Source organism: Streptomyces torulosus (assembly GCF_001419765.1).
GTDB lineage: Bacteria > Actinomycetota > Actinomycetes > Streptomycetales > Streptomycetaceae > Streptomyces > Streptomyces torulosus.
Genome location: NZ_LIRK01000191.1, coordinates 52211 through 66825 on the forward strand (window position 1 = coordinate 52211; position 14615 = coordinate 66825).

Consider the following 14615-nt stretch of genomic DNA (forward strand, 5'->3'; position numbering starts at 1 on the left):
ACCGGGGGCTGTAGCGCGGGACGCGGAGCCGGGGACGGGGGATGACCCCCGGCCCCGCGTCCCGGGCGGCATGTCAGTGGTTGACGTGGCCGCCGGCCATGGGGCGCCCCGCTGTCATCAGGTTCTTCAGGTCCCGGGCGTACTTGGCGACGAGGTCGCGCGTGAGGCTCGGGATGTCCCCGTGCCCGGCGATGGCGCCGGCCCGGACGGCGGCGCGGAACCGGTCGGAGGGGATGACGGATCCGGGTACCGGGTCCTCGGGCTCCTGGTAGGCGTGCCGGATGGGCAGCGCCGCGTACTGCCGCTGTGCCTCGGGCAGGGCGCGCATCGCTGCCTCGAACCGCAGGTACCACTCGGCGTAGTCGTCCACCCGCTCGATGGCGTGGCCGTCCTGCGCGAGCCAGTCGACGATGGCGTCGAGGGAGACGCCGTCGTCGTGGGGGTTCACGAGGCTGAACGTCCGGTATTCGGAGGGGGCTTCAGAGATGCCGCGGCCCCCCAGCGCCACCATGGCGGTGGCGGTGAAGTCGACCGGCAGGCCGTCGTAGTGGGCGCGTTCGCCGTCCGCACGGTAGAAGCTGCGCGGCGCGACCCCGGTGGCGAGCACGCTGAACAGGAGGCGGCTGAACACATCGGTGACGTTGAGCTGTCCGCCGTACCGGCTGTGCGCGAGGATCATGCTGGACCGGAAGGTCGTGACCGGCAGTCCGCACAGGTCGTGCGCCTCCCGCAGCAGCACTTCGCCGGCCCATTTACTGGTCGCGTACCCGTTGGCGTAGCCATCGTCGACGTTCAGGGCCGGTATGGCGACACGGACGTCGGTGTCCTCGTCGAGGGCCGGCCGGCAGGAGTCGGCGACCCCGACGCTGGAGATGTAGGTGATCGGCTTCGCCCGGCGGGTGAGGGCCAGCCGGACGAGTTCGGCGGTGCCGACGACGTTGGCCTCGAAGAGGTGCGGGTACGGCAGGAGGTGGTTCACCAGCGCACCGGCGTGGACGATCAGGTCGACCTCGTCGGCCAGCCGGTCCCAGACCGCCTCGTCCAGGCCGAGCCGCGGATCCGCCATGTCACCCGCCACGACCTCGAGATGGACCGCGGCCAGTTCCTCGTACGTCCGCACCAGCTCCGGGTCGCCGCTGTCGAAGGCCGCGTCCAGCCGCTGCCGGGCCGCGGCGGCGTCCTTGCCGCGCACCAGGGCGATCAGCCGGCCGCCGGCCGGCGCGAGGGTGCGCAGCCATTCCAGGGCGAGGAAGCGGCCGAGGTAGCCGTTCGCGCCGGTCAGCAGCACGGTGCGCGGCTCCCGCTCGGCGCGGGGCAGCGCGGGGGCGTCGGCGAGGAGGTGTGCGTCGAGGAACTTGTCGAGAGTGAGGTCCTTCGCGTGAACCTCGGTCACGCCCTCGCCGTGCACCGAGGCGAAGGTGGGCCGCCGCACGGCCGTACCTCGGCGAGCAGGGTGCCCGGCGCCCTCGCCGCCTTCCTTGATCCCCACGATGCGGATCGTCATCTCCTTGAGCGTCACCGGTTCCAGGAACAGTTCGATCGGTACGTCGATGGCCAGCTCGTCGCGGAGCCGTCCGGCCAGATGCACGGACGTCAGCGAGTCGCCGCCCGCCTCGAGGTACGTCTTCCCCAGACCGGCGGGGCCGTCGAGGTCCAGCGCCTCGATCACCAACTCGGCGACCCAGGACTCTAGTTCGCTCCCCAGTGCGGGTGCCGCACTCTCGGCCGGCGTCTGAGCGGCCGGGCCGCGCAGCGTCAGGGCGCCGTAGCTCTCGCCCGCGAACGGGTACGACGGGAGCCGTACCCGGCGCACCTCGCCGTCGAGCGTCGGCCAGGTCACCTCCTCGCCGCGCAGCCACGCCTCCCCCGACGGGTCCCGCACCGGATCCGGGTGGCCCTCGGCCAGTGCCATGAGCTTGTCCGACGCCTCCAGCACGCCGGCGGCGACCACGTAGGCACGCACGGGCATCCCGACCCGGCCGGTGCGCAGGGTGTGCGCGACATCGGCGATGGCGGGGGCGTCGGCCTCGCGCAGACGTGCCGCCAACCGCGATGCCACGAGAGCGAGTTGATGCTCGGTGCGGGCCGACAGCGGCAGGACCGTCGGGCGGGCGCCGGCCTTCGCGCGCGGCTCGCGTGCCGGTGCCTCCTGCACCACCACGTGCACATTCGTGCCGCCCATGCCGACCGACGTCACGCCGGCCAGCCGGGGCAGGTCCGGCCTGCGCGGCCAGTGACGGGTCTCGGTCACCAGCCGCAGCGGCGAGTCCCGCAGGGCGGCGACCGGGCTCGTGACGTTCACCGTCGGGGCCAGGGTGGCGTGCTCCAGCATCAGGACCGTCTTGATCAGCGCCGCCACACCGGCCGCCGTGTCGGCGTGCCCGATGTTCGACTTCACCGAACCGAGCGCGATGCCGACGCCGCCGTCGCCGTCGAGGCCGGCTCGGGCGGTGAACGCCGCGCTCGCCGCCTCCAGTTCGATCCGGTCGCCCAGCTCGGTCCCGGTCCCGTGCGCCTCCAGGTACTGCGCCGCCGACGGCTCCAGCCCCGCCGCCGTCCACGCCTCGGTGATCGCGGCCGTCTGCCGGTTCACGCCCGGAGCGGTGAAGCCGACCTTGCCGGCCCCGTCGTTGGTGACGGCCGTGCCCCGGATCACCGCGCGCACCGGGTCGCCGTCGGCGAGCGCGTCCTCCAGCCGCCGCAGCACCAGCACGCCCACCCCGCTGCCCGGCACCGTGCCGGCCGCCTTCTCGTCGAAGGGGCGGCAGCGGCCGTCGGGGGAGGAGGTCCCGCCCTGGTAGTAGACATAGCCCTCTTTGCGCACGGTGCCGATGGCGACGCCGCCCGCCAGCGCGGTGTCGCACTCGCCGAGCAGCAGGGCCTGGACGGCAAGATGGACCGCCGTCAGCGAGGTCGAGCAGGCCGTCTGGACCATCATGCTCGGCCCGTCCAGGCCCAGCCGGTAAGAGATCCAGGGCGCCAGGAACTCGCGGTCGGTGAGGATACGCATCTGGAGCGCGCCGATCGACGCGGCGAGCGCCGGGTCCATCTCGGCGGCCAGCGCGTGGTCCGTCGAGCTGCCGCCCATGTAGACGCCGGTGCGGGGCGGTGCGTTCAGCGGGGCGTACCCGGCGTCCTCCAGCGCCGACCAGGCGGTCTCCAGGAGCACCCGGTGCTGCGGGTCCAGGGCGGCCGCCTCGGTGCGGTTGAAGCCGAAGAGCTCGGCCTCGAAGCGGTCCGCGTCGGCGAGATGCCCCGCCACCGGGACGAACGCGGGATTGCGCAGCTCGGCCGGGTCGGCCCCGTCGGCGAGCAGTTCCTTCTCGGTGAACTCGGACAGCGAGCAGACGCCGTCGCGCAGGTTGGCCCAGTAGGCGTCGAGGTCGGGGGCGCCGGGGAAGCGTCCGCTCATCCCCACGACGGCCACCGTTTGCTCAAGGTCGTGCTGTGCGGCTTCCTCGGTCGTCATCGCGTCGTGCCCTTCCTGGAACGGAGCTTGTGCAGTGCGGCCCGGCGGTCGCTGCCGCGCCGGGCCGGTCGGTCTGGGTGATGAAGTCCTGGTACTCCGGGTGTTCTGGAGCGCCGCGAGGACGGCCGGCAGCCTTATCGAATTGCCGCCCAAGTCGAAGAAGTTGTCGTGGAAGCCGACTCGGTCCAGGGTCAGCAGCTGCTGCCACACCCGGGCCACGCGCCGCTCGGCCGCGCTGTCCGGGGCGGTGTACGACCGGCTCAGCCCGGGGCGGAGAACGATGGCCGACGGTATCTTGTGCGCGGGCACGGAACCAGAAAGCCCCAAGTCGTTCTCGGCCTCGGCGGGCGGTGGGTAGCTGGCTGCGTTGCGGGTTCCCGAAGCGAATGGATGCGCCACTCGGGTGCCGCGCGCCTGGAAGACGGGATGATTGAGGTCGCGCCGGAACCAGGGCAACTCCACCGTCACCGCCGTTCCCCACCCTCCAAACGCTGGCGCCGTGCTCGCAGCGCGCGAGCGCGCCTGTCCGATGCCGCTCGCCCGACCACAGCCGAACCATCGTCCGAGGGCACGCCGTCACGGATCAGCGTTGCCTGCGCCGCCACCGTGGTATGCGAGAACAGAGCAACAACCGAGAGCCGAACTCCCGTATGCCGATCAAGGGCGTTCTGAAGCTCGAAGAGCTTGAGCGAGTGGCCCCCCAGATCGAAGAAATTCACCTCGATCGGAACGTCTTTCCGCTTCAGTACCTCGGCCCACGCGGCGGACACCCGTCCAGTCGTGTCGTCCGTGGGGGCGGCGGCTACATCCTCTGCCTGGGAGTCCGGATAGGTTTCTGCCAGAGCAGTAAGGCGTTTTCGGTCGATTTTTCCGTTGACAGTCACAGGAAACCGATCAAGCACGTGAATCCAGTTCGGAACCATGGCTTGCGGCAGCCTGCGGGCCACATGCTCGCGGATTGGTTCTGGAGAAATGTCAGGAGGCGACAGGACGAACCCGACAAGCTGGGTCCGCTCCGCGTTCGTCACCACGACGGCGTCGCTGACCCCTGGTGCAGTACGCAGATGAGCCTCGACTGCGCCGAGCTCGATCCGATGACCACGGATCTTGACTTGTTGATCGCGGCGGCCGAGGAATTCCAGCTCACCATCGTCGTTCCACCGGGCGAGGTCCCCCGTGCGGTACATCTTGGCGCCCTCGACGTCGGTGAAAGGGTCGCCGATGAAAGCCTGGGCAGTCGCTTCAGGGCGGCCGAAGTATCCTCGAGCCACCCCTGCGCCGCCGATGAACAACTCGCCGCTTACACCGCGTGGGACCGGCTCCAGCTCCTCATCCAGCACGTACAGGCGGACACCAGGCACCGGCCCGCCGATGGATATCGGTCCAGGGGCCTCATAACGGCGGAAGCTGGCCCACACAGTGGCCTCGGTCGGGCCGTACTCATTGACCAGGGCGACTCGGCGGCCGAGCAAGGCGAAATGGCGTTCCACCAATGCCTCGGCTGGCGACTCGCCGGCCACGATCACCGTATCCAGCGCATCCAGCCGCCTGCCCTGCCGTGTCGCCGCGTCCAGCAGTGCGCTGTAGAGGAGCGGTACACAGAGCAGCCGGGTCACTTGCCAGCGTTCCACCAGGCCGGCCAGCCGCTCAGGATCGCGGATTTCATCAGATGCGGCTACGACCAAGCATCCCCCCGCGGTCAAGGTCCCCCACACCCCGGCAACCGAGGAATCGAAGGCCAAGGGGGACACAAGCAAGAAGACTGGAGCGCCGGGATACACCGCGCGGCGTGCCCAAGTGGAAGCGGCCAGCTGGCCGTGCTCGACCAGGACGCCCTTGGGCTCGCCCGTGCTGCCCGAGGTGTAGATGATGTAAGCGGCGTCATTGGGTGTCACCGCGACTGCCGCCGCCGTGGTCTCTTCTCCTTCTCGGGCGTCCTCCGCTCGAATGACCGGGCATGTGAGCGTGGGCAGTCGGCCAGACGTGCCGTCTGCGACGATCACGGCAGACACGCCCGCGTCAGCGAACACATCAGCGATCCGCTGATCAGGGTGGGCCGGGTCTGCCGGGACGTACGCGGCACCGGCGTACAGGATTCCGAGCGCGGCGGCAATCATCGCGTTCGAAGGTTCAACGAGCACACCGATTCGCTCGCCTCTGCCCGCACCTGCCGCACGGACAGACGCCGCGATGCGCCTGGCCCAAGCGTCGAGCTCGCCGTAGCTCAGCTCGGTGCCCCCGCTCCGAACGGCGACCCTCAGCGGATCACTGCCGGCTATCCGGGCCACGACTGCATGGACTGGGCTGAGCTCCTCGTGTGGAGCGTTCGACACAAAGTTCTGTTCTGGCAAGGTCATCAAAATTCCCACACTAATTCGCGGCTGATGCTGCTCGGTTCATGGCGTGCCAACAGGCCAAGGACGACCTCGGCTTACCGCCCCAGCGTGCGAGCGGCCGTCGGAGTCGTCATGGAGATCGGTGTGTCCAAGCAGTACTACCGGTATCAACTCCCGAAAACAGCCTGCGTTCCTACGGACAGGAGTGGTGGGCGAACATGAGCAGTACACGCTCATCGGACGGTTACTGAACTCCGCCCAGACGGGAGAGGATTCACTCTGGCATCCGTTCACCCCAGCGTCAATGCCGCAAGAAGGGCCGGCGAGGCGGCCCGCAATATGTGTCCAGAAGAGCGCAATAACTGTCAACCGTGCTTTGCTGGCGACGCTTGACGCCAGCTCGCGGACATCGCTAGCCTGCTCGATATTCCATCACGGGTGCAGTGCTTAAATCCCGTAGATTATTCATAATCCGGCGGTCCGTAAAGGGAGGATCCGGCGTACGAGCAAGAAGGATATGCGGCCGCTGAGTTTGCGTAGATACCTGACGGCTGCAGTATTCGACGCGGAGTCAACAATGAAGGCCGACTCCTATCGATCTGTATCCCCCACTAGAAGCCCCGGGTTTCGACTTCTTCGATGCGGTGGACTGGAGGATCTTCCATGCGCACTCTCCATACGACGAATCTTTCTCACCTGCTCGATCCCGAGCATGCGGCGGAGCCATACTCGTTCTATGCCGAGGCACGTACAAAATCACCGGTGCAATGGGATGAATGGATGCAGACCTGGGCGGTGTTCGGCCATCCGGAAATCCTCGATCTCTCGAAGGACAGGCGTTTTTCTGTAGCCAGAATCCCGGATTTCTACGAGAGCCTCCCCGAACAGGCCCGTGGCGATGTTGCACTGCTGGCTCGCACACTGTCAGACATGATGCTGTTCAATGATCCGCCGCATCACACCCGGCTACGCCGACTGATCAGGCCGAGCCTTTCTCCCCGCCTCGCCCGGGAAATGCGCTTTCATGTCCAGGAGTTGGCCGACGAACTGCTCGACAAGGTCCTTCCGGGCGGGCGCATGGACATCATTCACGACTTCTCGGAACCGCTCAGCCGTGGCGTCATCGCGAAACTGGCGGGCGTATCCGACGACGCCACCCACCTCCTGGAGAGCTGGCAGGGGCTGTTGCATGAGTTCTTTACCCAGTCCGACTCCCAGAACGCGCGAATACAGGCACTGAGGGAATCCTTCGACCGCACTGCCATCGCTCGCCGAAACGGCACGGCCGACGACTTCTTCAGCCGGATGATCAGTCCCCAACTCCGGGCAGCCGACTACACCGAGGACGAAGTCTTCGCCAACCTCCTGCTGCTCATCGACGCAGGGCAGGCGACTACCACACATCTGATCGGGAACGCGGTCCTCGCCCTGTTGAACAACGACGAGCAAACTCAGCGGCTGCGCAGAGATCCTGAGCTGATTACACCCGCTACGAACGAACTGATGAGATACGACAGTTCGGTCCAGTTCACCACTCGGAAGGCGCTCGCCGACATCGAACTCGGTGAGCACGTGATCCGAGCCGGCCAGTCGGTGACCCTGGTTCTTGGTTCAGGGAATCGTGACCCTCGCCGCTACGCCGACCCTGACATATTGGATGTCTCCCGACCGGCCGCTGATCACCTGTCGTTCGGGCACGGCATCCACTACTGCCTGGGCGCCTCACTGGCTCTCACCGAGATCGACGTCGCACTGCGGGCGCTGCTGCGTCGGACCACCAACTGGAAGTGCGAGGTGGCGCAGCCCGAGTGGCTCGAAAGCATCAACTTCCGCTTCCTTGCATCCCTTCCGATCACTTTTGAGGCAATCGCCTGAATATGGCATTCGCCTCGGCCGAAGGAGAGATCCTTGGGACATGATGTCGGCGCATTTACCGCTGACGGAGCAGCAGCTCGCGTTGGTGCGGCAAGAACCCCCTCGCTGCCATCACGCCGCCCAGATCAGTGGGCTGTGACGCAAGGGACTGCCCAGGTCAACGCCGAGCTCGCGGTGCCGGAGCAGCCGGACGATGTTCGCCCGGCCGACGGGAGGCACGCTGGTCGCCTCCGCCAGCTCGGAGAACGTCATCGCCTGCCCCTGCTGCCCGCTGATAGCGGTGAGCAGCTGCTCGCGCATGCCGAGAAGGTCCCTCGCCGACCGCCGGCGCGAGGACAGGTGGACAAGGACGCTGCAGACATGCGGCCGCCGGCCCGCGACCACCGCGTACCGCCAGCCGGAGGCGGCCGCCACTTCCCTGGCCGCCGCGAACTTCAGCGCGTCCTCTTCCTTGATCAGCTCCATCGGGCGGACGTCCAGCAACCACATCCCACCGCCGATCACGGCCAGGAAGTCCGGGATGTGCCACGCATGCCCGCCCGCACGCTCGAAGTCCAGCCGGAACGGAAGTCCAGCCGGAACGGCTGCGACAGCACTTCCGATGCCCTCAAGAAGTCCAGCGCGACCAGCAGGCTCACTTTCAGCGACTCGAAGCCATGCTTCCCGCCCGCTGACGCCATCGCCTCCAGGCCGGGGCGGTGCCGCTGCTTCGCCCGCCACGTGAACCCCCGCACCGGCTGGGACGGCATCACCGGTACGTGAGCCATATCCCGGACCGGCAAACAGACCTCGTCGGCACCCACCTGCCACGTCGAACTCCTCCGACGTGGCCAGTCGTCCCCGAGCCGCAGCCGATCCCGCAGTCCGGTGTCCCTCCGTCGCAGACGCGAAGCGCCCACCCCCGCGATCACTGATTGCATAAACGTGCAGCGAAACGTATAGTCATGCCATCCAGGAGGAGGGTTTTCCATGGCGGTACGTGCAGCGGTGGCGGGAGCGAGCGGTTATGCGGGCGGCGAAGTGCTGCGCCTGCTGCTCGCGCACCCCGAGGTCGAGATCGGCGCCCTGACCGGCAACTCGAACGCGGGCCAGCGCCTCGGCGCCCTCCAGCCGCATCTGCTGCCGCTGGCCGACCGGGTCCTTCAGGAGACCACGGCCGAGGTCCTCGCCGGACACGACGTCGTCTTCCTCGCACTGCCGCACGGGCAGTCCGCCGCCGTGGCCGAGCAGCTCGGCCCGGATGTTCTCGTGATCGACATGGGCGCCGACTTCCGGCTGAGGGACGCGGCCGACTGGGAGAAGTTCTACGGCTCCGCGCACGCCGGGACCTGGCCCTACGGCCTCCCCGAACTGCCGGGCGCCCGCGCCGCGCTGGAGGGGTCCAAGCGCATCGCGGTGCCCGGTTGCTACCCCACGGCCGCCACCCTGGCCCTCTTCCCCGCGTACGCGGCGGGCATCGCCGAGAACGAGGCCGTGATCGTCGCCGCGTCCGGGACGTCCGGCGCCGGCAAGGCCCCCAAGACGCACCTGCTCGGCAGCGAGGTCATGGGCTCGATGAGCCCGTACGGCGTCGGCGGCGGCCACCGGCACACCCCCGAGATGATCCAGAACCTCGGCGGGGTCGCCGGCGAGCAGGTCTCCGTGTCCTTCACCCCGACCCTCGCGCCCATGTCCCGCGGCATCCTCGCCACGTGCAGCGCCAAGGCCAGGGCGGGCGTCACCGCCGAGTCCGTGCGCGCCGCGTACGAGAAGGCCTTCGCCGACGAGCCCTTCGTCCACCTCCTCCCGGAGGGGCAGTGGCCGGCCACGGCGTCCGTCCACGGTTCCAACGCCGTTCAGGTGCAGGTCGCGTATGACGAGGCGGCGGGCCGCATCATCGCGATCAGCGCCATCGACAACCTCACCAAGGGCACCGCGGGCGGTGCCGTCCAGAGCATGAACATCGCCCTCGGGCTCCCCGAGTCCACCGGGCTGACGACGATCGGAGTTGCGCCGTGAGCGTGACGGCAGCACAGGGATTCACGGCGGCCGGGATCGCCGCCGGGATCAAGGAGAACGGCAACCCGGACCTGGCCCTCGTGGTCAACAACGGGCCCCGCCTCGCCGCCGCGGGCGTCTTCACCTCCAACCGGGTCAAGGCCGCGCCGGTGCTCTGGTCCGAGCAGGTGCTGAAGGGGGGCCAGGTCTCCGCCGTCGTCCTCAACTCCGGCGGCGCCAACGCCTGTACGGGCCCCAAGGGCTTCCAGGACACGCACGCGACCGCCGAGAAGGTGGCCGACGTCCTCGGTGTGAACGCCGCCGAGGTCGCCGTCGCCTCCACCGGCCTCATCGGCGTCCTGCTCCCCATGGACAAGCTGCTCCCCGGTGTCGACACGGCCGCCGCCCAGCTGTCCGAGCACGGCGGCGAGAAGGCCGCCATCGCCATCAAGACCACCGACACCGTGCACAAGACGTCCGTCGCCCAGGGCGAGGGCTGGACCGTCGGCGGCATGGCCAAGGGCGCGGGCATGCTCGCCCCCGGCCTCGCCACCATGCTCGTCGTCCTCACCACCGACGCCGACGTCGACGCCGAGACCCTCGACAAGGCCCTCCGGGCGGCCACCCGGGTCACCTTCGACCGGGTCGACTCCGACGGCTGCATGTCCACCAACGACACCGTGCTGCTGCTCGCCTCCGGCGCCTCCGGTGTCACCCCGGAGTACGCCGAGTTCGCCGAGGCCGTACGCGCCGTCTGCGACGACCTCGGGCAGCAGCTCGTCCGGGACGCCGAGGGCGCCAGCAAGGACATCAAGATCGAGGTGATCAACGCCGCGACCGAGGACGACGCCGTCGAGGTGGGCCGCTCCATCGCCCGCAACAACCTCCTCAAGTGCGCCCTCCACGGCGAGGACCCCAACTGGGGCCGCGTGCTGTCCGCGATCGGCACCACCAAGGCCGCGTTCGAGCCGGACCGGCTGAACGTCGCCATCAACGGCGTCTGGGTCTGCAAGAACGGCGGCGTCGGCGAGGACCGCGACAACGTCGACATGCGCTACCGCGAGGTGCACATCGTCGCCGACCTCGCCGCCGGGTCCGAGACCGCCACAGTCTGGACCAACGACCTCACCGCCGACTACGTCCACGAGAACAGCGCCTACTCCTCATGAGCACCACGCGGAAACACACCGCCCTCCCCAAGGCCCAGATCCTCATCGAGGCGCTGCCCTGGCTGACCCGCCACAACGGCAAGACGGTCGTCATCAAGTTCGGCGGCAACGCCATGATCGACGAGGAGCTGAAGGCCGCCTTCGCCCAGGACGTCGTCTTCCTGCGGCACGCCGGCCTGAACGTCGTCGTCGTGCACGGCGGCGGCCCGCAGATCAGCGCCGCCCTCGACAAGCACGGCATCGTCAGCGAGTTCAAGGCCGGACTGCGCGTCACCACCGAGGACGCCATGGACGTCGTACGCATGGTGCTCGCCGGGCAGGTGCAGCGCGAACTGGTCGGCCTGCTCAACCAGCACGGACCGCTCGCCGTCGGTCTGACCGGCGAGGACGCGCACACCATCACCGCGATCAAGCACCAGCCGGAGATCGACGGCGAACGCGTCGACATCGGGCGGGTGGGCGAGATCACCGACATCGACACGGGCGCGATCGAGGCCCTGCTCGCCGACGGCCGTATCCCGGTCGTCTCGTCGATCGCCCGGAGCGAGGACGACGGACATGTCTACAACGTCAATGCTGATACGGCGGCTGCGGCACTCGCTGCCGCGCTGGGCGCCGAGACCCTCATGGTCCTCACCGATGTCGAGGGCCTCTACGAGGACTGGCCGAACAGCGACGAGGTGATCAGCCGCCTCACCGCTTCCCAGCTGGAGAAGCTCCTGCCGGAGCTGTCCTCCGGAATGGTGCCGAAGATGGAGGGCTGCCTGCACGCCGTGCGGGGCGGCGTCAACACCGCCCGCGTCATCGACGGCCGGGTCCAGCACTCGATCCTGCTGGAGATCTTCACCGACGAGGGCATCGGCACGATGGTCGTGCCCGACGCCGTGACCGAGGGGGACGCCGAATGACCGGGACCGCGAGCAACGCAGAGCTGACCCAGCGGTGGCAGGGCTCGCTCATGAACAACTACGGCACCCCGAGACTGCCCCTCGTCCGCGGTGAGGGCAGCACCCTGTGGGACGCCGACGGCAAGGAGTACCTGGACTTCGTCGGCGGTATCGCGGTCAACGCCCTCGGCCACGCCCACCCGGCGGTCGTCGAGGCCGTCAGCAAGCAGATCGCCTCCCTCGGCCATGTCTCCAACCTGTTCGTCGCCGAGCCGCCCGTCGCGCTCGCCGAACGGCTGCTGGAGGCCTTCGGCCGGGACGGCAAGGTCTTCTTCTGCAACTCCGGCGCCGAGGCCAACGAGGGCGCCTTCAAGATCGGCCGGCTGACCGGGCGGACCCACATGGTCGCCACCACGGGCGGCTTCCACGGCCGGACCATGGGCGCCCTCGCCCTGACCGGCCAGCCCGGCAAGCAGACCGGCTTCCACCCGCTGCCCGGCGACGTCAGCCACGTCCCCTACGGCGACGCGAAGGCCCTGGCCGCCGCGGTCACCGAGGAGACGGCGCTCGTCATCATCGAGCCGATCCAGGGGGAGAACGGCGTCGTCGTCCCGCCCCCCGGCTATCTGAAGGCGGCCCGCGCGATCACCGCGGCCACCGGGTCCCTGCTGGTCCTCGACGAGGTGCAGACCGGCGTCGGCCGGACCGGGCACTGGTTCGAGTACCAGGCCCACGAAGGTGTCCTGCCCGACGTCGTCACCCTCGCCAAGGGCCTCGGCGGCGGACTCCCGCTCGGCGCGACCGTCGCCTTCGGCCGGGCCGCGGAGTTCCTGCAGCCCGGCCACCACGGCACTACCTTCGGCGGCAACCCCGTCGCGTGCGCCGCCGGGCTCGCCGTCCTGGAGACCATCCGGGCCGAGGGCCTGCTGGAGAACGTGAAGCGGCAGAGCGAGCGGCTGCGGGAGGGAATCGAGTCCCTCGGCCACCCGTTGATCGCCCATGTCCGTGGCGCGGGTCTCCTGCTGGGTATCGTGCTCACCGAGCCGCTCGCGCCCCAGGCGCAGCAGGCGGCTCAGGACGCCGGTCTCCTGGTGAACGCGCCCGCCCCCGATGTCGTACGGCTCATGCCGGCGCTGAACATCGGTGACGCCGAGGTGGACGCCTTCCTCCGGGCGCTGCCCGGTGTCCTGGACGTGACCAAGGGGGACGGATGATCCGGGGAATGGGACGACGATGAGTCAGGCGCAGGAGCACGACCAGGCGGGGCCCGCGGTGCCGCAGACCCGTACGGCACGCCACCGGCGGATCGTGGACATCCTCAACCGGCAACCGGTGCGCTCGCAGAGCCAGTTGGCGAAGCTGCTGTCCGACGACGGGCTGAGCGTGACCCAGGCGACGCTCTCCCGGGACCTGGACGAGCTGAACGCGGTGAAGATCCGCAACACCGACGGCGATCTCATCTACGCGGTGCCGAGCGAGGGCGGTTTCCGTACGCCCCGGGCGCCGCTCGGCGAGTCGGCGAAGGAGGAGCGGATGCGGCGGCTCTCGGCGGAGCTGCTGATCTCCGCGGAGGCGTCCGCGAACCTGGTGGTGCTCCGTACGCCGCCGGGCGCGGCCCAGTTCCTGGCCTCGGCCATCGACCAGGCGGAACTCCACGATGTGCTCGGCACGATCGCCGGCGACGACACGCTGCTGCTGATCAGCCGTGACCCGGTGGGCGGGCAGGCGCTCGCGGACCACCTGCTGCGGCTGGCCCAGAACGGCCACTGACGGCGACGGCGGGACGGTAGGACGCGCGGGGGCGCCGACTCCCGGACGGGGCGCGGTCGGTCACGCGGTTTCCCGCGCCCCCGGCGGGTGCCGTCACCTCCTGCCGGCCCGGTCACTCCGGCCGCGGTCACTCCAGGCGAGTCCGGGCACCCAAGGCAGGCCCGGGATCACCCCAGGCGGGAGGCCAGCCCTCCCGTGCACCGCACCTCGTCGCCCGCCGTGATCAGCAGGGCCTCCACGTCCGGCAGGGACTCCAGCCAGGCCAGACCCTCCCGCGAGCCCATCGCGAACGCCGCCGTCGCCCAGCAGTCCGCCCAGGTCAGCCGGGGAGCGACCACCGTCACCGACACCAGGTCCGTGACCGCGGACTTCCCGGTGCGCGGGTCGACGATATGGGCGCCCCGTTCGGCCGTGCCCGAGGTGGCGACGGCCAACCGGTCCGCGCCCGCCGCGGTGACGACCGCGGCCAGCCCACCCGGCCGCAGCGGATCGGCCACGCCCACCCGCCAGGGCCGGTCGGGGCCGGGCACACCGCACAGCTGGACGTCGCCGCCGCCGTTCACGCTCACCCCGGCCGCGCCCGCCTCGACCAGACGCAGGGCAGCCCGTTCGGTCGCCCACCCCTTCACCAGGCCCGTCGGATCGAAGCGGCCCTCGTATGTCGCGCTGAACCAGCCGTTGCTCACCCGCTCCGCCTCGGCGCACAGTCCGAGCACCTCGGCGACCTCCGGGTCGCACTCCTCGATGGTGGTCTCCGCCCGCGCCAGCCGGGAGATCTGGCTCTGCTCGCGGTAGGTGCTGAACACCTCGTTCACGGTGTGCAGCCCGGCCACCGCCTCGTCGAGCGCGGCCCTGATCGCCGCCGGCTCGCCTCCCCGGACGTCGAAGGAGAAGACGGTGCCCATGACCTCCTCGGCGTGCCGCAGCTGGGCGGGCGCGGCGGCCCCGGCGGGTTCGGCCACCGGATCAGCCCGCCTGGTCCAGCGCGGACTGCACGGACTTCTTGTACCCCTCGCTGGTGTACGTGGCACCTGAGACAGCATCGATGTCGGCGCTCCCTGCCGCGACGGCGTTCTGGTTGAGCTTCGGGATCGCGGTGCCGCTGATCTGGGTGGAGCGGCCGCCGCTGGGC

At 69.6% G+C, this 14615-nt stretch carries 12 protein-coding genes; 6 read left to right on the forward strand and 6 right to left on the reverse strand.

Features of this window, described 5'->3' with window-relative positions; genetic code table 11:
* Positions 1-73 precede the first annotated feature (73 nt).
* Both AOK23_RS44945 and AOK23_RS14195 read right to left on the reverse strand, forming a co-directional pair.
* Entirely contained in the window at positions 74-3778 is a 3705-nt protein-coding gene (locus AOK23_RS44945; protein ID WP_157878031.1) for a thioester reductase domain-containing protein, read from the reverse strand.
* A gap of 155 nt (positions 3779-3933) precedes the next feature.
* Positions 3934-5826: a non-ribosomal peptide synthetase gene (locus AOK23_RS14195; protein ID WP_079049474.1), complete on the reverse strand. Its 1893-nt coding sequence runs from the start codon at positions 5824-5826 to the stop codon at positions 3934-3936.
* A 642-nt stretch (positions 5827-6468) separates the two neighbouring features.
* Here AOK23_RS14195 and AOK23_RS14200 point away from each other — a divergent pair.
* On the forward strand, positions 6469-7680 hold the full coding sequence (locus AOK23_RS14200) for a cytochrome P450 (RefSeq protein ID WP_157878032.1): 1212 nt from the start codon (positions 6469-6471) through the stop codon (positions 7678-7680).
* A 111-nt stretch (positions 7681-7791) separates the two neighbouring features.
* Here the strand turns inward: AOK23_RS14200 and AOK23_RS49755 are convergent, their stop codons facing one another.
* Together AOK23_RS49755 and AOK23_RS49760 are read right to left on the reverse strand one after the other, a co-directional pair.
* On the reverse strand, positions 7792-8169 hold the full coding sequence (locus tag AOK23_RS49755) for a hypothetical protein (RefSeq protein ID WP_240496384.1): 378 nt from the start codon (positions 8167-8169) through the stop codon (positions 7792-7794).
* Between the two features lie 11 nt (positions 8170-8180).
* On the reverse strand, positions 8181-8483 hold the full coding sequence (locus AOK23_RS49760; protein ID WP_240496385.1) for a hypothetical protein: 303 nt from the start codon (positions 8481-8483) through the stop codon (positions 8181-8183).
* Positions 8484-8649: 166 nt separating this feature from the next.
* Here AOK23_RS49760 and argC point away from each other — a divergent pair, with 166 nt between their 5' ends.
* From argC to AOK23_RS14230, 5 genes are read left to right on the forward strand one after another with little or no spacing between them, the layout of a single operon-like run.
* Complete coding sequence (gene argC / locus AOK23_RS14210; protein ID WP_055713079.1) at positions 8650-9678, forward strand: N-acetyl-gamma-glutamyl-phosphate reductase; 1029 nt, start codon at positions 8650-8652, stop codon at positions 9676-9678.
* Positions 9675-10826: a bifunctional glutamate N-acetyltransferase/amino-acid acetyltransferase ArgJ gene (gene argJ, locus AOK23_RS14215; protein WP_055713080.1), complete on the forward strand. Its 1152-nt coding sequence runs from the start codon at positions 9675-9677 to the stop codon at positions 10824-10826. Before argC ends, argJ begins: the two co-directional genes overlap by 4 nt.
* Positions 10823-11734: an acetylglutamate kinase gene (gene argB, locus AOK23_RS14220; RefSeq protein WP_055520655.1), complete on the forward strand. Its 912-nt coding sequence runs from the start codon at positions 10823-10825 to the stop codon at positions 11732-11734. Before argJ ends, argB begins: the two co-directional genes overlap by 4 nt.
* Positions 11731-12927, forward strand: a complete 1197-nt coding sequence (locus AOK23_RS14225; protein ID WP_055713081.1) for an acetylornithine transaminase — start codon at positions 11731-11733, stop codon at positions 12925-12927. The genes argB and AOK23_RS14225 overlap by 4 nt, the downstream gene beginning before the upstream one ends.
* A 19-nt stretch (positions 12928-12946) precedes the next feature.
* Entirely contained in the window at positions 12947-13483 is a 537-nt protein-coding gene (locus tag AOK23_RS14230; protein WP_055536664.1) for an arginine repressor, read from the forward strand.
* A gap of 167 nt (positions 13484-13650) precedes the next feature.
* Here the strand turns inward: AOK23_RS14230 and AOK23_RS14235 are convergent, their stop codons facing one another.
* Together AOK23_RS14235 and AOK23_RS51390 are read right to left on the reverse strand one after the other, a co-directional pair.
* Positions 13651-14445 (reverse strand): FAD:protein FMN transferase, encoded by a 795-nt coding sequence (locus tag AOK23_RS14235; RefSeq protein WP_055536665.1) that lies wholly within the window; start codon positions 14443-14445, stop codon positions 13651-13653.
* A 4-nt stretch (positions 14446-14449) separates the two neighbouring features.
* Complete coding sequence (locus tag AOK23_RS51390; protein WP_079058693.1) at positions 14450-14590, reverse strand: FMN-binding protein; 141 nt, start codon at positions 14588-14590, stop codon at positions 14450-14452.
* Between the last annotated feature and the right edge of the window lie 25 nt (positions 14591-14615).